19 protein-coding genes and 1 tRNA gene are annotated in these 23,025 nt (G+C 62.4%); 12 read left to right on the forward strand and 8 right to left on the reverse strand.

The genetic code is table 11. The annotated features are described in order from the left end of the window. Positions 1 to 42: 42 nt before the first annotated feature. From Q9451_RS01010 to Q9451_RS01020, 3 genes are all read left to right on the forward strand, one after another. Entirely contained in the window at positions 43 to 1,953 is a 1,911-nt protein-coding gene (locus Q9451_RS01010) for an ATP-binding cassette domain-containing protein (RefSeq protein WP_041166349.1), read from the forward strand. Then, positions 1,953 to 2,540 (forward strand): mechanosensitive ion channel family protein, encoded by a 588-nt coding sequence (locus tag Q9451_RS01015; protein WP_012270004.1) that lies wholly within the window; start codon positions 1,953 to 1,955, stop codon positions 2,538 to 2,540. The genes Q9451_RS01010 and Q9451_RS01015 overlap by 1 nt, the downstream gene beginning before the upstream one ends. A 134-nt stretch (positions 2,541 to 2,674) precedes the next feature. Next, the gene (locus Q9451_RS01020) at positions 2,675 to 3,307 is read left to right on the forward strand and encodes a LysE family transporter (protein ID WP_012270005.1); all 633 of its coding nucleotides are present in this window, start codon (positions 2,675 to 2,677) and stop codon (positions 3,305 to 3,307) included. Between the two features lie 71 nt (positions 3,308 to 3,378). Here the strand turns inward: Q9451_RS01020 and Q9451_RS01025 are convergent, their stop codons facing one another. Continuing rightward, a complete protein-coding gene (locus tag Q9451_RS01025; RefSeq protein WP_012270006.1) occupies positions 3,379 to 4,134 on the reverse strand; it encodes a slipin family protein in 756 nt (251 codons plus the stop codon). A 2-nt stretch (positions 4,135 to 4,136) separates the two neighbouring features. After that, entirely contained in the window at positions 4,137 to 5,480 is a 1,344-nt protein-coding gene (locus tag Q9451_RS01030) for a nodulation protein NfeD (protein ID WP_012270007.1), read from the reverse strand. Positions 5,481 to 5,578: 98 nt separating this feature from the next. Between Q9451_RS01030 and Q9451_RS01035 the strand changes: the two genes are divergently transcribed. From Q9451_RS01035 to Q9451_RS01045, 3 genes are all read left to right on the forward strand, one after another. Further along, positions 5,579 to 6,037 (forward strand): YbaK/EbsC family protein, encoded by a 459-nt coding sequence (locus tag Q9451_RS01035; protein ID WP_012270008.1) that lies wholly within the window; start codon positions 5,579 to 5,581, stop codon positions 6,035 to 6,037. 61 nt (positions 6,038 to 6,098) lie between these two features. Continuing rightward, positions 6,099 to 6,341, forward strand: a complete 243-nt coding sequence (locus Q9451_RS01040; RefSeq protein ID WP_012270009.1) for a DUF2789 domain-containing protein — start codon at positions 6,099 to 6,101, stop codon at positions 6,339 to 6,341. A 69-nt stretch (positions 6,342 to 6,410) separates the two neighbouring features. Next, positions 6,411 to 7,049, forward strand: coding sequence for a hypothetical protein (locus Q9451_RS01045; RefSeq protein WP_012270010.1), 639 nt, complete (start codon positions 6,411 to 6,413; stop codon positions 7,047 to 7,049). 6 nt (positions 7,050 to 7,055) lie between these two features. Here Q9451_RS01045 and Q9451_RS01050 read toward each other — a convergent pair whose 3' ends face one another. The 5 genes from Q9451_RS01050 to Q9451_RS01070 form a co-directional block, all read right to left on the reverse strand. Next, on the reverse strand, positions 7,056 to 7,493 hold the full coding sequence (locus tag Q9451_RS01050; protein WP_012270011.1) for a CBS domain-containing protein: 438 nt from the start codon (positions 7,491 to 7,493) through the stop codon (positions 7,056 to 7,058). Between the two features lie 170 nt (positions 7,494 to 7,663). Continuing rightward, on the reverse strand, positions 7,664 to 9,394 hold the full coding sequence (locus Q9451_RS01055) for a dipeptidase (RefSeq protein WP_345960881.1): 1,731 nt from the start codon (positions 9,392 to 9,394) through the stop codon (positions 7,664 to 7,666). 160 nt (positions 9,395 to 9,554) lie between these two features. Next, positions 9,555 to 9,631: transfer RNA gene (locus tag Q9451_RS01060), tRNA-Arg, on the reverse strand. A gap of 112 nt (positions 9,632 to 9,743) precedes the next feature. Next, positions 9,744 to 10,607 carry an ABC transporter ATP-binding protein gene (locus Q9451_RS01065; RefSeq protein WP_012270013.1) on the reverse strand — a complete coding sequence of 288 codons (864 nt, stop codon included), beginning with the start codon at positions 10,605 to 10,607 and terminating at the stop codon, positions 9,744 to 9,746. Continuing rightward, entirely contained in the window at positions 10,604 to 12,208 is a 1,605-nt protein-coding gene (locus Q9451_RS01070) for an ABC transporter permease (RefSeq protein ID WP_012270014.1), read from the reverse strand. Before Q9451_RS01070 ends, Q9451_RS01065 begins: the two co-directional genes overlap by 4 nt. 297 nt (positions 12,209 to 12,505) lie before the next feature. Between Q9451_RS01070 and Q9451_RS01075 the strand changes: the two genes are divergently transcribed. Further along, entirely contained in the window at positions 12,506 to 13,543 is a 1,038-nt protein-coding gene (locus Q9451_RS01075) for an ABC transporter substrate-binding protein (protein ID WP_012270015.1), read from the forward strand. Between the two features lie 40 nt (positions 13,544 to 13,583). Beyond that, positions 13,584 to 14,489 carry a TauD/TfdA family dioxygenase gene (locus Q9451_RS01080; protein WP_012270016.1) on the forward strand — a complete coding sequence of 302 codons (906 nt, stop codon included), beginning with the start codon at positions 13,584 to 13,586 and terminating at the stop codon, positions 14,487 to 14,489. Positions 14,490 to 14,607: 118 nt separating this feature from the next. Here the strand turns inward: Q9451_RS01080 and Q9451_RS01085 are convergent, their stop codons facing one another. Further along, on the reverse strand, positions 14,608 to 15,522 hold the full coding sequence (locus Q9451_RS01085; RefSeq protein WP_012270017.1) for a LysR family transcriptional regulator: 915 nt from the start codon (positions 15,520 to 15,522) through the stop codon (positions 14,608 to 14,610). Positions 15,523 to 15,714: 192 nt separating this feature from the next. On the opposite strand from Q9451_RS01085, the gene Q9451_RS01090 reads away from it, so the two are divergent. From Q9451_RS01090 to gabT, 4 genes are all read left to right on the forward strand, one after another. After that, a complete protein-coding gene (locus Q9451_RS01090) occupies positions 15,715 to 18,051 on the forward strand; it encodes a TonB-dependent receptor (protein ID WP_345960882.1) in 2,337 nt (778 codons plus the stop codon). A gap of 17 nt (positions 18,052 to 18,068) precedes the next feature. Continuing rightward, a complete protein-coding gene (locus Q9451_RS01095) occupies positions 18,069 to 19,745 on the forward strand; it encodes an aryl-sulfate sulfotransferase (protein ID WP_012270019.1) in 1,677 nt (558 codons plus the stop codon). 292 nt (positions 19,746 to 20,037) lie between these two features. Next, positions 20,038 to 21,480: an NADP-dependent succinate-semialdehyde dehydrogenase gene (gabD, locus tag Q9451_RS01100; RefSeq protein WP_012270020.1), complete on the forward strand. Its 1,443-nt coding sequence runs from the start codon at positions 20,038 to 20,040 to the stop codon at positions 21,478 to 21,480. 181 nt (positions 21,481 to 21,661) lie between these two features. Continuing rightward, positions 21,662 to 22,939, forward strand: coding sequence for a 4-aminobutyrate--2-oxoglutarate transaminase (gene gabT / locus Q9451_RS01105; RefSeq protein WP_012270021.1), 1,278 nt, complete (start codon positions 21,662 to 21,664; stop codon positions 22,937 to 22,939). Positions 22,940 to 23,025 lie beyond the last annotated feature (86 nt).

Genomic DNA, 23,025 nt, shown 5'->3' on the forward strand with positions numbered 1-23,025 from the left:
TCGCGCTATGGGCCGAGGAAGCTGGTAGACTCCGCGACCATCATGATCAGACTATCCAACCTCACTTTACAGCGTGGTCCGCAGCGCTTGCTAGAAGGCGCCGAGATGACCCTGCACGCCGGTCACAAGGCCGGCCTGATCGGCGCCAACGGCGCCGGAAAATCCAGCCTGTTCGCCCTGCTGCGCGGTGAGCTGTCGCCCGATGCCGGTGACTGCCAACTGCCCGGTGACTGGCGCATCGCCCATATGCGCCAGGAGGTCGACACCCTCGACCGCCTGGCCGTGGACTATGTGCTCGACGGCGACGTGCGCCTGCGCAAGGTCCAAGCCGAACTGGCCGCGGCCGAGCAGGCCCACGACGGCACCGCCCTGGCGCGCCTGCACAGTGAACTGGAAAGCGCCGACGGCTACACCGCCGACGCCCGCGCGCGCAAGTTGCTGGCCGGCCTGGGCTTCACCAACGAACAGATGGACCGCCGCGTCGGCGACTTCTCCGGTGGCTGGCGGATGCGCCTGAACCTGGCCCAGGCACTGATGTGCCCGTCCGACCTGCTGTTGCTCGACGAACCCACCAACCACCTCGACCTGGACGCCATCCTGTGGCTGGAAGACTGGCTCAAGGGCTACCCCGGTACGCTGTTGCTGATCTCCCACGACCGTGACTTCCTCGATGCCGTGGTCGACCATGTGCTGCACGTCGAGCAGCGTAAGTTGAACCTGTACAAAGGCGGCTACACCGCCTTCGAGCGCACCCGTGCCGAACGCCTGGCGCAGCAGCAGCAGGCCTACGAAAAGCAGCAGGCGCAGCGCGCGCACATGGAAAAGTACATCGCCCGCTTCAAGGCTCAGGCCACCAAGGCCCGCCAGGCGCAAAGCCGGATCAAGGCCCTTGAGCGCATGGAGGAGTTGTCGGCGGCGCATGTCGATTCGCCGTTCGACTTTGTCTTCCGCGAATCGCAGAAAATTTCCAGCCCGTTGCTGAGCCTGTCCGAAGGCTGCCTTGGCTATGGCGACAAGGCCATCCTTGAAAAGGTCAAGCTGCAGCTCACCCCGGGTGCTCGTATTGGCCTGCTCGGCCCCAACGGCGCCGGCAAGTCCACCCTGATCAAGAACCTCGCCGGTGAGCTGGAGCCTTTGTCGGGCCGTTTGGTCCGTGGCGAAAACCTTGCGGTAGGCTACTTCGCCCAGCACCAGCTGGACTCGCTGGATGACAAGGCCAGCCCGCTGCTGCACCTGCAGCGCATCGCCCCCACCGAGCGTGAGCAGACCCTGCGCGACTTCCTTGGCGGCTTCGACTTCCATGGTGCCCGTTGCGACGAGCCAGTGGTGAACTTCTCCGGTGGTGAAAAGGCCCGCCTGGCGTTGGCGCTGATCGCCTGGGAGCGGCCAAACCTGCTGCTGCTTGACGAACCGACCAACCACCTCGACCTGGAAATGCGCCTGGCGCTGACCATGGCCCTGCAGGAGTTTGCCGGTGCCGTGGTGGTGGTGTCCCACGACCGGCATTTGCTCAAGAGCACCACCGACGATTTCCTGCTGGTGGCCGACGGCAAGGTCGATACCTTCGACGGTGACCTGGAAGATTACAGCCGCTGGCTGGTTGAGTACCGCCAGCGCAGCGCGCCGGCCAGTACCGCCCCGGTCAACCCGGACAAGACCGACAAGAAAGCCCAGCGTCAGGCTGCCGCAGCCTTGCGCCAGCAACTGGCACCGCACAAGAAGGCTGCCGACAAGCTGGAAACCGAGCTCAACCAAGTGCACGTGCAATTGGCCGAGATCGAGACCGCGCTGGGTGATGGTGGCCTCTACGAAGCGGCGCGCAAGGACGAATTGCGTGACCTGCTGGCGCGCCAGACCAAGCTCAAACAACGCGAAGGTGAGCTGGAAGAGGCCTGGATGGAAGCGCTGGAAACCCTCGAAAGCATGCAGGCCGAGCTCGAGGCGTTGTCCTGATGGAAGAACTGCGGTCGCTGCTGCCAGGACAATGGATGGACACCTTCTGGCTGGGCTTGCAGATTCTGTTGATCCTGGTGGCAGCCTTCCTCCTGCAGCGCATCGTTGCTCGCGGGTTGAGCCGCCTGGGCCAGCGTTACCCGCTGCCGCCAGAACTGCTGGTCCCGGTGCGTGGCGGCCTGCGCTGGCTGATCATGGGCAGCGCACTGCTGTTCGTGCTGGAGCGCCTGGGTGTTTCGGCGACCGTGCTGTGGACGGCATTATCCGGCTTTGTCGCGGTGGCGGCGGTGGCGTTTTTCGCCATGTGGAGCGTGCTGTCCAACCTGCTGTGCGCGGTGCTGATCTTCACGGTCGGGCCGTTTCGCATCGGTGATGTGGTCGAACTGGTCGACACCCTGGACAAGCCGGGCGTGAAAGGCCGGGTGATCGCCATCAACCTGCTGTTTACCACCCTGCTGGAAATGCCCGAAGCGGGTGGGGCCTTGGTGCAGGTGCCCAATAGCCAGTTCTTCCAGAAGTCGGTGCGGCGCTGGCGCGGGGCTGAGGTGCAGACGATGCACAAAGAGCCGGCTGGCGAAGCGGACTGAACCTGTACTTGTGGAGCGTGCTTGCCCGCGAAGAGGTCGGTACAGGCGATAGAAATCCATCAAAAATCGCTGGTTGTTTTTTCACCAAAACCTTAGCTTAACGTTTTGCAACAAATGTTCGAGCGAGGTGTGTGATGTCGATGGAAGTATGGTTGGGCTTCTTTGCCGCCTGTTGGGTGATCAGCCTTTCACCCGGTGCCGGGGCGATTGCCTCGATGTCCAGTGGCCTGCAATATGGTTTCTGGCGTGGTTACTGGAATGCCCTGGGCCTGCAGCTAGGCCTGATCCTGCAGATCGCCATCATCGCTGCCGGCGTCGGTGCCATCCTGGCTGCCTCGGCCACGGCGTTTCAGGTCATCAAATGGTTTGGCGTCGCCTACCTGGTGTACCTGGCGTACAAGCAGTGGCGTGCCTTGCCGATGGACATGACCGATGAATCCGGCGTGCGCCCGATCGGCAAACCGCTGAGCCTGGTCTTCCGTGGCTTCTTGGTCAACGTCAGCAACCCCAAGGCGCTGGTTTTCATGCTGGCGGTGCTGCCGCAGTTCCTCAACCCGCATGCGCCGCTGCTGCCGCAGTATGTGGCGATCACCGTGACCATGATCACTGTGGACATGCTGGTGATGGCCGGGTACACCGGGTTGGCTTCGCGTGTGTTGCGCTTGCTGCGTACGCCTAAACAGCAGAAGCGTTTGAACCGGACTTTTGCCGGGTTGTTCATTGGGGCGGCGACCTTCCTGGCGACCCTGCGCCGCGCACCTCTCTGATCGGGCCACGGGGGCTGCTTTGCAGCCCATCGCGACACAAGGCCGCTCCTACAGGAATTGCATAGCGGCCTTTATTGTTTCTGCTTGTCTACCAGCCCCGTCAGCAAGTCCACCGGCATCGGGAAGACAATGGTCGAGGTCCTGTCCCCCGCAATCGCCCCCAGCGTCTGCATATAGCGCAACTGCATCGCCCCAGGCTCCTTGCCCAACATCTGTGCTGCCTGCATCAACTTCTCCGACGCCTGCAATTCCCCCTCGGCATGGATCACCTTGGCCCGCCGTTCGCGTTCGGCCTCGGCCTGCCGGGCGATGGCGCGGACCATCGATTCGTTGAGGTCGACATGCTTGATCTCGACGTTGGCCACCTTGATGCCCCAGGCATCGGTTTGCGCGTCCAGCACCTGGCGAATGTCCGCGTTCAGTTGCTCACGTTCGGCCAGCAGCTCATCCAGTTCGTGCTTGCCCAGCACCGCACGCAGTGTGGTCTGGGCCAACTGGCTGGTCGCTACCAAAAAGTCCTCGACCTGGATGATCGCTTTCTGGGGGTCGAGCACGCGAAAGTACAACACCGCGTTGACCTTGACCGAGACGTTGTCGCGGGTGATCACGTCCTGCGGCGGCACATCCAGCACCACCGTGCGCAGGTCGACCCGCACCATTTGCTGGATCACCGGGATCAGCAGGATCAGCCCCGGCCCCTTGACCTGCCAGAAGCGCCCCAGCTGGAACACTACACCGCGTTCGTATTCGCGCAGGATGCGAAACGCCGACAGCAACAGCATCACCAGCACGATCAGCACGGCGCCGAAACCCATTTGCATGAACATGGTCATTCTCCTTGCGCGGCGGCGGCAGCGCTCACTTGCAGCATGACGCCATGGCGCGCGGTTACCCGCACGTTCTGGCCGGCTTGCAGCACTGTTGCGCACTGCGCTTGCCATTGCTCGCCCTGGGCCAGCACAAGGCCACAGAACGGATTGTCTGGCATTACCTGGGTAACGGTGACCAGGCTGCCGACCAGGCCGGCGTCCCCGCTGACCAGTGCCCGTCGGCGGGCCTTGAGGGCCATGCCTAGTACGCCGCCGATCAGTAATGCCGAGAGCAGTGCCAGGGTGCCGATCAAGGCCAGCGGGATGCCAAAACCGGGGGCGTCTGTATCGATCAGGATCAATGCGCCGACCACGAAGGCAACGATGCCGCCAAAGCCGACCACGCCGAAACTGGGCAAGAAGGCTTCGGCGATCATGAAGGCAATGCCGAGCAGGATAAGTGCCACGCCGGCGAAACTCACCGGCAATAGCTGCAGGGCGTACAGCGCCATCAGCAGGCAGACGCCGCCGACTACGCCGCCCACCGCAGAGCCAGGGTTCATGAATTCGAACAGCAGGCCGTACACGCCAATCATGATCAGGATCAGCGCCACGCTGGGATTGGTGATCACCGCCAGTACCCGTGTGCGCCAGTCCGGCAGGTGTTCGACCAGGCTTGCGTCTGTGGTGTGCAGTTGCTGAGGCTGGCCGGCGACTATGAACGTTTTGCCGTCGAGTTTGCGCAACAGGTCGGGCAGGTCATCGGCAACCTGGTCGATCACGTTCAGTCGCAACGCCTCGCTGGCCGACAGGCTGACGGCCTCGCGCACAGCCTTCTCCGCCCACTCGGCATTGCGCCCTCGCAGCTGGGCAAGGCCGCGGATGTAGGCCGCGGCATCATTGACCTGCTTGCGTGCCAGGGTTTCCTCTTCGCCGTTTTTGCCCTTGTCGTCCTTGCCCGGGCCTGGCGGACCGCCGATTTGCACCGGTGTGGCGGCGCCCAGGTTGGTGCCAGGAGCCATCGCGGCGACGTGGCTGGCGTAGAGAATGTAAGTACCCGCGCTGGCGGCTCGGGCTCCACTGGGTGCGACGTAGGTGGCGACCGGCACGGGGCTGGCGAGAATCGCCTTGATCATCTGGCGCATGGCGCTGTCCAGCCCGCCAGGGGTATCCATGCGGATAACCACCAGTTGCGCGCGCTGCGCCTGGGCCTGGTCGAGGCTGCGTACCAGGTAGTCGGCGCTGGCCGGGCCGATGGCGTCATCGATGCCCAGCACCCACACTGCACCAGGCGCTGCCTGGCCACCTGGCGTGATGCCAAGCAACAACAGCAGCAACACCCAGCACCAGCTGCGGGCGATCACCTGTCGTCACCTCGTTTGCCTGTATTACACAAGTTTAGCCCTGCCTGCCGCGGCCCGGCCTAAAATTGGAGATTGGGGGGCGAAACCGGAGGTGCATCATGCGTATGGCAAAGACCCTGCAGGCCCGCCTGGACAAGGCCAACTGCGACTACGACATCATTCCCCACCCACATTCGGCCACCAGCCTGGAGTCGGCCCGCACGGCCGGCGTGCCCGCCGAGCGGGTCGCCAAGTCGGTGATGCTCGATGACCGTCATGGCAACTACATCATGGCCGTGCTGCCGGCCAACCGGCATCTGGACATGAGCAAGGTTCGCATGTCCGGGGCTTGGCAACTGACCCGTGAAAGTGGCCTGCCAAGCTTGTTCAATGACTGCGAGCGCGGCGCAGTGCCGGCCCTTGGCGATGCTTACCAGATAAAAATGCTGCTCGACCCGAGCCTAACCCGCCAGGGTGATGTCTACCTGGAGGCGGGTGATCACGATCACTTGATCCACATGAGCATGGAGCAGTACATGAAGCTGGTGCCGCACGCCGAAGTGCGCGAGCTGTGCTGATGTTTTCACACCACTGCCAGGCGGGCGTCGTGGACGGCCTACCTGGCGCTTAGGAGGAACCATGGAAGCGCCGACCCATCCCTTTGCCGACCTGTTCAAGCAGTTGGGCTTGCCCGACGATCCCAAGAGCATCGATCAGTTCATCACCAGCCATTCGCCGCTGAAGAATGAAACCAAGCTGGTGGATGCGCCGTTCTGGACCGACTCTCAGCGTGCTTTTCTCAAGGAGAGCATCATTGAAGATGCCGATTGGGCGGTGCCGTTCGATCAACTCAACGAAGCGTTGCGCCGCCCCCGAAAATAAAGCGCCGAGCGGCACCTGACGAGTGATCGGCCGTTGCTATGCTCAGGAAAACAATAAGGGGATAGCGCGATGAAAGATCCCTACGCACCAGGTTTCTGGTGTTCCGTGACGATCCTGGGCACCCTGACGGCCAGTTACTTCTATGGCATCAGGCAGACGCAACAGATGAACCAGGCGGTGCATTTCCTGTATGCCGCTGCCGCAGTCACCGTGGCGGTTGTACTGGTGGCGCTGACCTGGATCGCCTGGCAGCAGTTGCACCTGAACAAGCGCGAAGTGATCCAGGGGCGAACGTTGCTGACCATCTGGAACACCAAGGTGGCGCTGCGCCGCGTCGAAACCGTATTCGACCGGTATTTCTGGGGCAGCTACTGGCATTCGGGGCGCACCTTCGAAGAAGTCATGGGCGAGCTCAAGGGCACACCGCTGGAGCAGAGCCTGGATGCGCTGAAGCGCCAGTGCCGGGTGCTCGATCGCGAAATCCATGACCATCATCACCACTGGCTGGCCAACGCCCGCGACCTGTCCAGCGTGGCCCAGGCCATGGCCCGTGAGCGCTACCAGCTGGACCTGGGCGAACCCACGCACAGCGGCCACGGCAATACGGCAGTACTGAACCGTGACCTGGAAGTGCTGGTGTACACCTGGTCGGCGCGCCTGCGCAGTTTTGACCATCAGCTGGACGAGCTGGAGCGCGCCTACCATTGAAGGGGCTCACTCGCCGCGGATGTACTGTTCCATTTGTTGAATCAGGCTGGCCTGTTCGGCGATGGTTTCCTTCACCAGGTCGCCGATCGACAGCAGGCCGAGCAGTTTGCCGTTGTCGACCACCGGCAGGTGACGCAGGTGACGGTCGGTCATCAGGTTCATGCAGAAGTCGAGCTTTTGCTTGGGCTCCACGGTGACCACCGGTGCACTCATGATTTCGCGCACCGGTGTGGCGGCGGAAGAGCGGCCTTTGAGTACGAGTTTGCGCGCATAGTCCCGTTCACTGACGATACCCACCACTTGGTTGCCCTCGACCACGGGCAGCGCACCGACGTTTTTCTCCGCCAGCATTTTCAGGGCGTCGAGCACCGAGTCATCCGGGCCGATGGTGTAAACGGTCTGGTGCTGGGACTTGGTCTTGAGGATTTGTTCGACGGTCTTCATACGGGCCTCTGCGGGTGAAAAAAGCGCTGTCTCGGTGTAACTAAAGCATCCGGTACGGCGCTCTGCACGGCAATGCAGGAAACGGCATGGAGTCGATTGAAAAACGGCATGGGTGTTTGCCTGGGCCGGCCTCCTCGTGGCTTTAGCCGCGAAGAGGCCGGTACTGCCAATCAAAGCTTCGGCATTTGCCCGAGCCGTGCCACCATCTCGCTCACTACCTGCAGGTCCAGCATGAACTGGTCCACGGTCTTGAACTCGTTGTCGTTGTGCCCGGTGTATTTCACGTCCGGCATGGCCAGGCCGAACTGTACGCCATTGGGCAAGTCGTGCACCGAGGTCGCGCCGGCCGAGGTGCCGAACTCATGCTTCATGCCCAGGTTCTCGGAGGCCACAGCAAGCAAAGCTTTCACCCATTCGCCTTCGGGGTTGCGGTACATCGGTTCGTCCAGGCTATAGTCGAACGCCACCGAGGTGTGACTTTGCCGGGTCCACTTGCCCAGTTTGTCGGCCAGTTCATCCTTGATCGTGGCAATGGGTTTGCCTTTGGGGATGCGCAGGTTCACCGCCAATTTCAGGCCCTTGTCATCCACGCCGACAAAGGTCAGCGAGGCGGTCAGTGTGCCCATGAACGGGTCCTTGAAGGCCACGCCGAGCTTGTTGCCAAGGTAGTCCAGGCCCCAGTTGTCGGCCGCGTAGCGGGCCGCATCGGTGAACTGGTTGTGCTTGAGTGGTACCTGCTGGCCAAGGCCGTTGATGAAGTCGAGCATGCGAGCAACCGGGTTCACCCCGGACTCCGGCTCCGAAGAGTGGGCGGAAACACCGGTCACGGTGAGCAACACCTGTTTGCCGTCGGCCTTGGCATCGATGCTGAAGTCGCTTCCGTGCTGCTTCACATACTTGCTGCCGGCTTGCTGCAGGTGTTTGGCCAGCTGTGCCGGGTTGTCGGACACCAGGGTCGCCACCGATGTGGTCGGGATCTGGTTGGTGGCCAGGCCACCGGTCAGGTTGACGATTTCGGCACCCTTGCCCGTGGCCGGGCGCTTGCTGAAGCTGGCCATGACCGTGCCGTAGCCTTTTTCGGCGATGACCACTGGGTAGCCGCCGTCGAGGGCCAGGTTGTAGTCAGGTGTAGGGTTGCGCTCGAAATAGTAGGGGATGGCATCACCGCTGGTTTCTTCGGTGGTGTCGATCAGCAGCTTGAACTGCCGGGCGAGCGGCAAGTTTTCATCCTTGGCTACCTTCAGTGCATACATCGCCACCACGATGCCGTTCTTGTCGTCTTCGGTGCCGCGGCCGTACATGCGGTCACCGACCAGGGTGACCTTGAACGGGTCCAAGCGCGTACCGTCGGCCAGCTTCCAGTTGTCCGGGTTGACCGGTACCACGTCGGCGTGGGCATGGATGCCGATCACTTCCTTGCCGCTACCCAGCGAAATTTCGTACACCCGGTTGTCGATGTTGCGGAAGGCCAGGCCGAAGCTGTCGGCCAGGGCCTTGATCTTGTCGGCGATCTTGAGGAACTCAGGGTTTTCGTACTGCGGCGTGCCCTCGACGTTGAAGGTGGGAATGGCCACCAGTTCGCGCAGGGTTTCGGTTGCAGCCTTGCCGTACTTGATGCGGGTATACAGGCCGAGCAGGCGGTTGATTTCGTCCTGTTGCTCGGCGGCCAATGGTGTGTTGGCCAGGTAGGCGTCGAGGGTTACCTCGAGGTTATCGGCCTTGGCCAAGTCGCTGCCTTTGAGCTTGCCGAGGAACTGCTTGAAGTCGCTTGGGTCGCTGCCGTCGAAGGCTTTGACGATGGCAGCGGACTGCTGCTGGGTGAGGTTGGCCTGGGCTGGCTGAGTGAACAAGCCGATGCTGGCCAGCAGCAGGGTGGTGGCGGTGAGTTTTTTCAGGTGCATGGTTGCGCGCATTCCTTCGCCAATCATTGTTATGGGTTACCCGTCCGGAAACGGGAAGACGCCCACGCTAACACCAATGACCCGTGGCACGGGAGTACCAGAAACGCGACTTGTCGCACAAACGAAAAAGCCCCGGGCTCAGGCCCAGGGCTTTTTGATATGGCGCACTCGGCGGGATTCGAACCCACGACCCCTGCCTTCGGAGGGCAGTACTCTATCCAGCTGAGCTACGAGTGCAACGCGCACGCATGATACCCATCTGAATCGGTGACGTCCATCGCCTTGATCTGTAGCTATTTTTACCTTGTTGGTTGTGCAGATCCCTACAGGCCGGATGCATGCCGACTTCTCAGAGGGCGATCAACTCGGGCCTCAGGCCCTCTACACGGCGTGACGGTGGCGGCAGGTAGCCGCCGTCGCCGGTGATCTGGTGCAGCACCTTTTCGCGCAGGCCGTGCAGCGCTACGCCGGAGCGCAAGCGCGGGTGCGGCAGGTCTATGCCCACCACCGATTTGATGCGACCCGGCCGTGGCTCCAGCACCACAACCCGATCCGCCAGGTACGTCGCCTCTTCGGCATCGTGGGTCACCAGCAAGGTGGTGATGCCCGCCCGCTCGCGAATGGCCAGCAATTCGTCCTGCAGTTGCTGGCGGGTCAGCGCATCCAGTGCGCCGAACGGCTCGTCAAGCAGCAGGATGCGCGGGCTGGCTACCAGGCCACGGGCTATCGCCACACGCTGGGCCATACCACCGGACAGCTGGTGTGGATAGGCCGACTCGAAGCCGACCAGCCCCACCAGTTGTACGAATTCATGTACCCGCCGGGCGCGCTCACCTTGGGTGAGCGACTCGTTGGCCAGGCCCAGCGCAATGTTCTGTTCCACGTTCAACCAGGGAAACAGCCGATGCTCCTGGAACACGATGCCACGTTCGCCACCAATACCGCTGACGGCGTGGCCGTCGATGCGAATGCTGCCGCTGTAGTCGGTATCCAACCCCACCAGCAGGCGCAGCAGGGTGGACTTGCCGCAGCCGGAAGCGCCGACGATGGCGATGAACTCGCCCTGGTTGATCGAAAGGTTGAAGTTGCGGATGGCCTCGAGCGGTTGGCCATCGACGCTGAACACTTTGCCCACCCCTTCGAAACTGACCAGGGGCGGGGTTGCGTCGGGCTGGTTGGCCGCGTGCAGGTGCGAAGTGTTGAAGGCGTTCATGCGGTTCTCCAGCGCGTGGCGCGCGATTCAAGGCGTTGTCCAAGGGTGCCGAGCAGGGCGCCGACCAGGCCGATCAACAGCATGGCGGCCATCACCTGGTCCATACGGAACAGCTGCTGGGCACCGATCATCAGGCTGGCGATGCCGCCGTCCGAGGGCATGAAGTATTCGGCACCGATGGTGCCCAGCCAGGCATAGATCAGCGACAGGCGCAGGCCCGCGAAAATGCCCGGGGCCGCACCGGGCAGTACCAGCAGGCGCAAGCGTTGCCACAGACCCAGACGCAGGGTGCGGGCGGCTTCGCCCAACTGTGGTGAGAGGCCGGCGATACCGCGCTGGGTAGCGATCAGCAACGGGAAGAACGCGGCCAGCCCGACGAATACATGCTTGGCCCCTTCGCCCAGGCCGAACCAGGCGGTGAGCAGCGGCACCCAGGCGAACAGCGCCACCTGGCGCAAGGCTGTCAGGCTCGGCCCGAACAGGCGCTCGGCATTACGGGACAGCCCTAGCACCAAGCCGGCCAGCAGGCCAGCGCCGCCACCCAGCAGCAAGCCGGTCAGGGTGCGTTGCAGGCTGAGCAGCAAGGCTTGTGGTAGCGAACCATCAGCCAGGCCGACCAGCAGCGTGCGCAGTACCTCCAGTGGCGAGGTCAAGATATTCGGGTCGACCCAACCGAAGCTGCTGCTGGCCTGCCACAACGCCAGTATCGCCAAGGGAAGCAGCAGGCTTTGCCAGCCACGCGGCACAGCACCGCGCTGGTGTTCCCCGGTGGCCGGTTGCGGCCAGTAAAGCAGGCGATGTTCCAGGGCCGAAAAACTGCGCTCCAGCACGGCACCGACCAGGCCGATCACCAGGATGCACAGCAGCACCAGGTCGAGCATGAACAGCTGCCGCCCCCAGACCATCAGGTAACCGATCCCCTCGCTGGAAGCCAGCAACTCGACCGCCAGCAGTGAGGTCCAGCCGGTGGCCAGTGCCAGGCGTACGCCAGTCAGAAAGGCGGGCAGGGCCGCCGGTAGCAACAGGCGCAGAAACAGCAGATGGCGAGGCAGGCGCAGCGCCGCGGCGGCCTCGCGCAGCTTGGGCTGGGCATCGCGCACACCGACCAGCGTGTGCAAGGTGACGGGGACCACCACGGCTTTCACCAGCACCACCAGCTTGAGCAACTCGCCGATGCCGAAGAACAGCATGAACAACGGGATCCAGGCCAGGGTCGGAATCTGCGCCAGCGCCACGAAGGTTGGCAGCACCAATGTCTGCGCCTGACGCGAAGCGCCCAGCCATACACCCAGCAGCAAGCCGCTGCCGATACCTACCGCCAGCCCCCAGAACAACCGCTGCAAGCTTATCCACAGGTGTCCCCAAAGCTCGCCGGCGCCAAACTCCAGCGCGCTTTGCCACACCAGCGCTGGTGCCGGCAGTATCTGCTCGCTCATCCAGTGCTGCCGGCTGGCCACCCCCCATAGCAGCGCAATCAGCACAGGCAGCAACCACGGCAGAACCCGCTCCACAGAGAGAATGCGGTCCCTGTGGGAGCGGCCTTGCGCCGCGAATGGGCCGCGTAGCGGCCCCCCCCGATTCCTGCTCAGTACTCCATTCATAGGCCATTTCCCGAAGCGTTGTTAAGTTATTCACTTATGGAATTAAAAATTAACTTAATCAGCATTCAAGAGATAAGAGCATGCGTCCTCTGCATGGGGAAGCCCCTTGCCGTTGCGTTTTCCTCATATTTTCCATGCGTTTTCCGCAAGCTCCGCTCAGGCCCGCATGCAGCCTGATTTATGCCTTTCAGTTACTAAAAAATGAAGTTTTGATCTTTGTGGGTTCTAACCAGACCTGCCTAGCTTCTGGCCAAAGCGCCGGCCATCGCCGGTGGCAGCCTGCCAAGGAGCCTTGCCATGAAAACCCCGTTGCGTCACCTGATTACCGCCCTTGGGCTGGCGTTCACCCTAAGTGCCCACGCGGCTGAACCGGCCAAGCCAGCAAGCATCCGCATCGCCGTCCCCGACCTGAGCGCCGGCAGCAAGGCCAGCGCCGGTGGTGTGGTCGATGTACTGCGTGACCAGCAATTGCTGGAGAAGGAATTCGCCAAGGACGGCATCCGCATCGACTGGCGCTTTTTCAAGGGTGCCGGGCCGGTGGTGAACGAGGCATTGGCCAACGGCCAGGCTGATTTCGCGTACCTCGGCGACCTGGCGGCAATCGTCGGCAAGGCCAATGGCCTGGATACCCGCGTGCTGTCGGCGGGCGTGCGCGGGGTGAAGAGCTACCTGGGCGTGGTACCGGGCTCTGGCATCAAGACCCTGCACGACCTCAAGGGCAAGCGTGTGGCGGTGTTCCGCGGCACTGCCAACCAGTTGTCGTTCGCCAGCGCCCTGGCCAGCCAGGGGCTGAGCGAGCGTGAGCTGAAGGTGATAAACCTCGATTTCAACGCCGCCAACGCTGCGCTGGCGGCCAAGCAGATCGATGCCACCTGGGGCCTGTCCAACCTGCTATCGCTGCGTGAGCGCGGGCTGGTCGAGCTACCGGTCAATTCGCGTGACCTCGAAGGCGCCGGCAGCACCCAGGCAGTGCTGCTGGGCACCGGCGATTTCATCCGTCAATACCCCGAGCTGGTGCAGCGCCTGGTCAATGCCCAGGAGCAGGCCAGTGCCTGGCTGCGCGACGAACACAACCGTCAGGCCTACATCGATCTGGTGGCCAGCAACGCCAATTGGCCGCGCAGCATCCTCAGCGATGACCTGGCCAAGGAAGACCTCGCCCACTACTTCGACCCACGCCTGGACGCCGGATTCGTCGGCCAACTGCAGCAAGGCGTCGACCTGGCTGCCAAGGAGCGTTTGATTCGCCGTGGCTTTCAGGTGGCCGACTGGATCGAACCGCGTTTCCTCGATGCTGCGCTGAAACAGGAGCAGGCCGTGCAGGCCGCCCGCTGAACCTTCAAAAACCCCGACAATGACCGCAAGGACCACGACCATGAGCAATGCTGCCCTGGCCACCGCGCCACAAGCCCTTGAACTCGACATTCACCCGGTTGCCGGCCGTATCGGCGCCGAAATCCGCGGGGTAAGACTGTCCGCCGACCTCGACGCAGCTACCGTCGAGGCTATTCAGGCGGCCCTGGTACAACACAAAGTGATCTTCTTCCGTGAGCAGACCCACCTGGATGACCAGAGCCAGGAAGGTTTTGCCAAACTGCTCGGCGAGCCGGTGGCCCACCCGACCGTACCGGTGGTCGATGGCACCAGCTACCTGCTGCAACTGGATGGCGCCGAAGGTCAGCGAGCCAACTCCTGGCACACCGACGTGACCTTCGTCGATGCCTACCCCAAAGCCTCGATCCTGCGCAGCGTGGTGGCGCCGACATCCGGTGGCGATACCGTGTGGGCCAACACGGCTGCGGCCTACCAGGAATTGCCTGAGCCGCTGCGCGAGCTGGCCGACAAGCTGTGGGCGGTGCACAGCAACGAATACGACTACGCCAGCATCAAGCCAGATGTAGACCCGGCCAAGCTTGAGCGTTATCGCAAGGTATTCACATCGACCGTGTACGAAACCGAGCACCCGGTGGTACGCGTGCATCCGATCAGTGGTGAGCGGGCACTGCAATTGGGGCACTTCGTTAAACGCATCAAGGGCTATTCGCTGGCAGATTCGCAGCACCTGTTCGCTGTGCTGCAAGGGCATGTGACGCGCCTGGAGAACACTGTGCGCTGGCGCTGGCAGGTGGGGGATGTGGCGATTTGGGATAACCGCGCGACGCAGCATTATGCGGTGGATGATTATGGGACCCAGCCGCGGGTTGTGCGCCGGGTCACATTGGCGGGAGAAGTCCCGGTGGGTGTGGATGGTCAACTGAGCCGGACTACGCGTAAAGGTTGAGAGTGCCGGGGCCGCTTTGCGGCCCTGTCGCGACACAAGGCCGCTTCCACAAAAGCACGGCGCACGCCGAGCCAATGTGTAGCGGCCTTGTGTTGCGATCCGGGGGCGAAGCCCCCAGCTACATCTCGGAATCACAGGCAATCAATTGCCTCACCAGCCCTTGCGCCAACGGCGACAAGCCATACCCCACTCGGCTCACCACTCCATAGCGTGTATGGCACGCTTCTTCCTGCTCCGGCGTCAGGTCCGCCAGCTGCAACTTCACCAGCCCGCCGTCGCGTTGATAAGGCCGCAAATTGGCATTGCAGGCAATGCCGATGGTGTCCGAGTGCATCACCACAATCAGCAGCGCGTACCCATGCTCGCACTCCACCGCAGGCAAGAAGTCCTGCCGCCCACTAAGGTCACTGAGGATCTTGCGGATATTCGGCGGGCGAAAAGTGGTGGCCATCGGATAGTCGAACAGGTCTCGTGCCAGCACGCTCTGCCGCTTGGTCAGCGGGTGCCCGGCGCGGCAGCAAAAATGCCAGCGTTGCGGCGTCAGCTTGTGCACTTGGTAATCCGGGTCAGACTCGAACTGGCGGGTGTCGGCAACGAAAAACTCGATCTCCTCGGCTACCAGCTTGCGGTTCAGCGCCTGCCAGTTGTCCACCTGGAAGCAGGTGCGCGCCGCCGGGAATTCGGCCACGAAGCGCGCCACCGCACGCGGCACCAAACCACCGGCTGGCGCGGGGCCGGAGCCAAAGCGCACCACCCCGGTGGTTGCGCCGTTGAATTGGTGAATTTCGTTGACCAGGTTGTGCGCCCCATGCACCAGCCGCCGCGAATGCTCCAGCACCAGCAACCCCTGGCGGGTTGGCGCCAGTTCCTTGCTGGCGCGGTCCACCAGGCGGCAGCCGATGTTGTGCTCCAGGGTCTGGATGCTGCGGCTGAAAGCCGATTGCGACAGGTTAACCGCCGCCGCTGCCGCCACGAAACTGCGGTGCTCGACAAGGGCAATGTAGTGGCGCAGTTGACGCAGATCGATATGCATTTTCTACATTAAAACCTTCGGTCAAATGCAATTGCTGACAAGGGTGAGTCCCCTTATAAAGGGTTTTACTTATTCCACTAAATATGAATTACAAATATTTATATCACTTAAAAGAATATAAGCCCGTCTGACCGCGACTCGGTTCCGCCAACGGAAATGCTCGCCAGGGCCCATGCCTCAAGGAGCATTTGCATGTCCGGACTTTCCCGTTGGCCTGCGCGCGCGTCGCGTTTCACCTTGCAACCCTTGGCCGCTGGCGTGCTGCTGGCGGCGTCCTCCGGAAGCTTTGCCGAAGCGCCGGTCAGTGCCACCCCGGCGGTGGAACAGGAAGCCAAGCTCGGCACCGTCACGGTCAATGCTCGTCGCCGGGAAGAAACCGCGCAAAGCGTGCCCACGCCGATCAGCGTGTTGGACAGCGAAACCCTGGAAACTCAGCGCATCTACCGCGTGCAGGATTTGCAACAGTTGGTGCCCAGCACCAACGTCGCTTATGTGCATGCGCGCCAGTCGAGCATCTCGATCCGTGGCCTGGGTAACAACCCGGCCAGCGACGGCTTGGAAGGCAGCGTTGGTATCTACCTGGACAACGTCTACCTCGGCCGCCCCGGCATGGCGGTATTCGACCTGCTGGATGTCGAGCAGCTGGAAGTGCTGCGCGGCCCGCAGGGCACGTTGTTCGGCAAGAACACCACCGCTGGTGTGCTGAACATCACCACGCGCAAGCCCACCTTCCACCGCGAAGGCAGCATCCAGCAGTCGTTCGGCGAAGACGGCTACCTGCAAACCCAGGGCAGTTTCTCGGGGCCGATCAGCGAGACGCTGGCCGGGCGCATCAGCGCCTATCGCACCGAAGACGATGGCTATGTGAAGAACATCCACAACGGTGACGACCTCAACGGCGGCAAGCGCCAGGGCTTTCGCACCCAACTGCTGTTCAAGCCCAGCGACACCTTCAACCTGCGCTGGATAGGCGAGTACAACGAAGAAGACTCCAACAACGGCATCCTCAGCCTGTACAGCACCGGGCCGACCATCAATGGCGTCAACCGCTACGAAAGCCTGGCCGCCCAGGCGGGCGCGACGCTGGTGTCGGGCAAGGACCGCAAGGTCAACTTCGACGCCGACCAGCAGGTGACGGTGTTCCAGGGCGGCACTTCGGTGGAGGCCAACTGGACCTTGCCCAACGACTTCACCCTGACTTCGATCACCGCCTACCGCTGGTGGGACTTCACCCCGCGCAACGACGACGGCCTGAACGTGCCGGTGTTCTACAGTGCCGGTGTATCGGTGCGTGACAAGCAGTACTCGCAGGAAATCCGCCTGGCATCGCCCACCGGTGGTGCATTCGACTATGTGCTGGGTGCCTACTACTTCAAGCAGGACCTGGACAACAAGTCCTTCACCTATTACGGGCCGCAGGCGGATATCTGGAACCTGACCCCGGCCGGTGCGCTGAACAACGTCAACACAATTGGTGATGGGCACATCGATACCGACAGCTACGCGCTGTTCGCCCAGGGCACCTGGCATGTCACCGATCGCCTGGACTTCACCGCCGGTATCCGCGGAACCTACGAAGAAAAGAGCGCCTGGGTGACTCGCGATGCGCCCAGCGGCGGTGCCGCGGTAAATGGGGCCGCTGCCGCTGCGCGCCAGGCCCGGATAGGTGCCTATGATTCGGGCGACCTCAACCAATACAGCTTCAGCCCTTCCGGCCTGTTGGGCCTGAGCTACCGCTTCAGCGAGCAACTGCTGGGCTACGCCACCCTGACTCACGGTGAGAAATCTGGCGGTGTAAACCTGACTGTAGGCGCCGCGCCACGGCTGGGCACCGATTCGCTGCTGGTGGGCACCGAGCGGGTCAACAACGCCGAACTGGGCTTGAAAAGCACCTTGTTCGACGGCCGCCTGCAACTCAACAGCAATCTGTTCTGGGCCGAAGTGCATGGTTACCAGGCCAACGTCTACGACCAGATCAACCGCGTGCAGTACCTGGCCAACGCTGGGCGCGTGCGCTCGCGCGGCCTGGAGTTCGAGGCCACGGCGCTGCCGATTCGTGGCCTCACGGTCAACTTCAACGGTTCGTGGAACGACGTGCGCTACACCGAGTACAAGGACGCCCCATGCCCGCCGGAGGTGAGCCTGGCCAATGCCACTGCCACCTGCGATCTGTCCGGCCACCAGGTGGTCGGCGCCTCCAAGTACATCGCCAACCTCAACACCCAATACAAGTGGCAAACCACCGAGCATGTCGAGCCCTACGTCACTGCCAGCTACGCCTTCCGCTCGAAGGCCGTGGGCACCATTGACGATTCCGATTTCGGCCAGATCCCCAGCTACGCGCTGGTCAACCTTTCCGCCGGTGTGCGCCTGGACCAGGGCGACGGCGTGGTCGACCTGTCGCTGTGGGTGAAAAACGCCGGCGACAAAACCTACTTCACCAGCCTGTGGAACTCCGCCAACGGTGGTTATGCCGGCGTGCTCGGCACCCCACGCACCTTCGGCGCAACCGCCCGTTACGACTTCTGAGCACAAGGAGCTATGCCATGAATGCCAAGACCCAAACCCCTGCACTGCCTGAAGGCGCCTGCCTGACCGCAAAAGTCCCGGAGCGCGACGAAGCGCTGCTCGGCGACGTGGTGGTCAACCCGTACCGCCTGGCGCCGCTGACCGCGATCATCCGCGACGGCGGGCGCAGCCTGAGTGACGCGCATGTCCGTGTGCTGGGGCGCGGTGAGCGGGGCGTGGACATCGTCTATGACGTGTCCGACCGTTCGCTGTGGACCTACGGCGGTATCCCGGTATTTGGCCTGTACCCGGACCACGTCAACCAGGTGGAAGTGACCTACAAGCTCGATGGCGAGCGCATTCGCGAGCAGTACCAGATCTACGCCCCCGCCGTGCGTCTGCCCGTGGTGGCGAAGCAGACTGCTGCGTTGCCAGAGGTGGAACCGGTCAAAGTGGCGCCGGGCTTCGAAAAGCGCCTGTACCTGTTCAACCATCTGCAGGGCGACATTCCGGGCGGCCGCGCCTTCAAGTGGAATGCCCTGGGTGGTGCGGCGGAATGGGACCAGGTGGGCAACAACTGGATTGCCGACAGCAATGGCGATGTGCGCTGGTACCTGGATATCGAACAGATCCACGACTCCAACCGCCGCGATGGCCTTGGCGGCACCATGGGGTTCCAGCAGACCCGCGATGGCAAGCTGATCTGGGGCCAGGGCCAGACCTATTCCAAGTATGACCTGCTGGGCCGACGCATCTGGCAGCGCAGCCTGCCCGACAAGTTCGCCGACTTTTCCCATGAAATCCGCGAAACCAGCAATGGCACCTACTTGCTACGGGTTGGCACCAGCGACTACCGCCGCCCTGACGGCAAGCGCGTGCGCTCGATCCGTGACCATATCATCGAGGTCAGCGAGGCCGGGGATGTGCTCGATTTCTGGGACCTCAACCAAATCCTCGACCCCTACCGAGGCGATCTGCTGGAAACCCTCGGCAAGGCGGCGATCCAACTGCCGCCTGGGGTGCAGAAACAGGACGAGCGGTTGGCCAACGAATTGGCCGAGGGCGACTTGCCCTTTGGTGACACGCCGGGGGTGGGCACCGGGCGTAACTGGGCACACGTCAATGCCATCGATTACGACGCCGATGACGACAGCATCATCGTTTCAGCACGGCATCAGGGCGTGGTGAAGGTTGGTCGCGACAAGCAGGTGAAGTGGATTCTTGCTTCGCCTCAAGGCTGGCCGCAGCACCTGCGTGAGAAGGTACTGAAACCGGTTGAAAGCGAAGGTTTCGACTGGTCGTGGACCCAGCACACCGCCTGGCTGACCGGCAAAGGCACGCTGACCGTGTTCGACAATGGCTGGGGGCGTGACTTTGCGCCGACCAAGCTGGCCGGCAACTACAGCCGGGCAGTGGAGTACCGCATCGACGAAGCCGAGGGCACGGTCGAGCAGGTGTGGGAGTACGGCAAGGCACGCGGCGACGAGTGGTACAGCCCGGTGACCTCGGTGGTGGCCTACCGGCCAGAGACCGACACCCAGTTCATCTACTCGGCTTCGGTGAACTTCCTCACCCCCGAAAAATTGACCACTACCGTGCTCAACGAGGTGCGGCGCGGGACCCAGGAGGTGTTGGTGGAACTGAAGGTACACAGCCGGCAGCCGGGCTCGGTCGGTTATCGAGCACTGGTGATCGACTTGGCCAAGGCGTTCTGATTCATCCCCTTCGGGAGGGCCGTCGGTCCTCCCATCACATTTCCTTCAGTTGATTCGTCTAACCTGTACCGGCCTCTTCGCGGCGGTTCGGCGCCCTGATGAGCCCGCGACGAGGCCGGTTGCCATCATGCGGGATGATGAATTTTCCACTCGGCTGTTCAACCATTCGTTCTTTTTTTCGAACAGCCTATTGTCCAACACCCCAGCAGCCGCTTAGCATTCGTTTGAGATTTCAAACGCTCGATGCCCTGCCTTGGGCGCTTTTCAACAATCAACAATTCGGGAAGCCGACATGCAGCTCAAAGACGCTCAGTTGTTCCGCCAGCAAGCCTATATCAATGGTGAGTGGCTGGATGCGGACAACGGCCAGACCATCAAGGTGACCAACCCGGCCACCGGTGAAGTCATCGGTACCGTGCCGAAGATGGGTACCGCGGAAACCCGCCGTGCCATCGAAGCCGCCGACAAGGCCCTGCCGGCCTGGCGTGCCCTGACCGCCAAAGAGCGTTCGGCCAAGCTGCGTCGCTGGTTTGAACTGATGATCGAGAACCAGGACGACCTGGCTCGCCTGATGACCACCGAGCAAGGCAAGCCACTGGCCGAAGCCAAGGGCGAAATCGCCTACGCCGCCTCGTTCATCGAGTGGTTCGCCGAAGAAGCCAAGCGCATCTACGGTGACACCATCCCTGGCCACCAGCCAGACAAGCGCCTGATCGTCATCAAGCAGCCAATCGGTGTTACCGCGGCCATCACGCCGTGGAACTTCCCGGCCGCCATGATCACCCGTAAAGCCGGCCCGGCCCTGGCCGCTGGCTGCACCATGGTGCTCAAGCCTGCTTCGCAAACCCCTTACTCCGCCCTGGCCCTGGTAGAGCTGGCCCACCGTGCCGGTATCCCGGCTGGCGTGCTGAGCGTGGTTACCGGTAGCGCTGGTGAAGTTGGCGGCGAGCTGACCGGCAACTCCCTGGTACGCAAACTGTCCTTCACCGGCTCGACCGAAATCGGTCGCCAGCTGATGGAAGAATGTGCCAAGGACATCAAGAAGGTTTCCCTGGAGCTGGGTGGCAACGCCCCGTTCATCGTGTTCGACGACGCCGATCTGGACAAGGCGGTCGAAGGCGCGATCATCTCCAAGTACCGCAACAACGGCCAGACCTGCGTCTGCGCCAACCGTATCTACGTGCAGGACGGCGTCTACGACGCGTTCGCCCAGAAGCTGGCCGCTGCTGTGGCCAAGCTGAAGATCGGTAACGGCCTGGAAGAAGGCACCACCACTGGCCCGCTGATCGACGGCAAGGCTGTCGCCAAGGTTCAGGAACACATCGAAGACGCCGTTGGCAAAGGCGCCAAGGTGCTGTCCGGTGGCAAGCTGATCGAAGGCAACTTCTTCGAGCCGACCATTCTGGTTGACGTGCCGAAGACTGCTGCTGTCGCCAAGGAAGAGACCTTCGGCCCATTGGCGCCGCTGTTCCGCTTCAAAGACGAAGCCGAAGTCATCGCCATGTCCAACGACACCGAGTTCGGCCTGGCCTCGTACTTCTACGCCCGCGACATGAGCCGCGTGTTCCGTGTTGCCGAAGCGCTGGAATACGGCATGGTGGGTATCAACACCGGCCTGATCTCCAACGAAGTGGCGCCGTTCGGTGGCATCAAGGCTTCGGGCCTGGGCCGCGAAGGTTCCAAGTACGGTATCGAGGACTACCTCGAAATCAAATACCTGTGCATCAGCGTCTGATAGCACGGTAAAGGCTTTACCTCTGCCAGCGGGGCGCGAGAGCGACGTCTCGCTGGCCTTTTTTACATCGCAGTACCTGGTGGCCAGGGCGTTTGCGGCAGTCGATCAACGAATACTGTTCGCGAGCACTCCCAGCCCCCCCGAATAAAAGCGCCATTCCTGTCGGCGCAATGAGGGCATTATGAGCAAGACCAACGAATCCTTGATGCAACGTCGTGTAGCTGCCGTCCCACGTGGCGTTGGCCAGATCCACCCGATCTTCGTCGACACCGCGAAGAACTCGACTGTGATCGACGTTGAAGGCCGCGAACTGATCGACTTCGCCGGCGGCATCGCAGTGCTGAACACCGGCCACCTGCACCCGAAAGTGGTTGCGGCCGTGCAAGAGCAACTGACCAAGGTCAGCCACACCTGCTTCCAGGTACTGGCTTACGAACCTTACGTAGAGCTGTGCGAAAAGATCAACAAGCTGGTCCCAGGCGACTTCGACAAGAAGACCCTGCTGGTCACCACCGGCTCCGAAGCCGTTGAAAACGCCGTGAAGATCGCCCGTGCCGCCACCGGCCGCGCTGGCGTCATCGCCTTCACCGGCGGCTACCACGGCCGTACCATGATGACCCTGGGCCTGACCGGCAAGGTTGTGCCGTACTCCGCTGGCATGGGCCTGATGCCAGGCGGTATCTTCCGCGCCCTGTTCCCGAGCGAACTGCACGGTATCAGCGTTGACGACGCCATCGCTTCGGTCGAGCGCATCTTCAAGAACGACGCCGAGCCACGCGACATCGCCGCGATCATCCTCGAGCCAGTACAAGGCGAAGGCGGCTTCCTGCCAGCGCCTAAAGAGCTGATGAAGCGCCTGCGCGCCCTGTGCGACCAGCACGGCATCCTGCTGATCGCCGACGAAGTACAGACTGGCGCTGGCCGTACCGGCACCTTCTTCGCCATGGAACAGATGGGCGTTGCGCCTGACCTGACCACCTTCGCCAAATCCATCGCTGGCGGCTTCCCGCTGGCCGGTGTGTGCGGCAAGGCCGAGTACATGGACGCGATCGCTCCGGGCGGCCTGGGCGGCACCTACGCCGGTTCGCCGATCGCTTGCGCCGCGGCCCTGGCCGTGATCGAAGTGTTCGAAGAAGAAAAACTGCTGGACCGCAGCAAGGCTGTGGGTGAGCGCCTGACCACCGGCCTGCGCGAAATCCAGAAGAAGCACCCGATCATCGGCGACGTCCGTGGTCTGGGCTCGATGATCGCTGTTGAAGTCTTCGAGAAAGGCACTCACACCCCGAACGCTGCTGCTGTTGGCCAGGTGGTTGCCAAGGCACGCGAAAAGGGTCTGATCCTGCTGTCCTGCGGCACCTACGGCAACGTTCTGCGTATCCTGGTACCGCTGACTGCCGAAGACGCACTGCTGGACAAAGGTCTGGCCATCATCGAAGAGTGCTTCGCTGAACTCGCTTGATGTGACGCGCCTCTGAAAAAACCCGCTTCGGCGGGTTTTTTTTGTGCCCAGAAAAGGCTTGGGGCGCTATGGTTAGCGGAGGATTT

The sequence above is a fragment of the Pseudomonas sp. NY8896 genome (genome assembly GCF_039634505.1).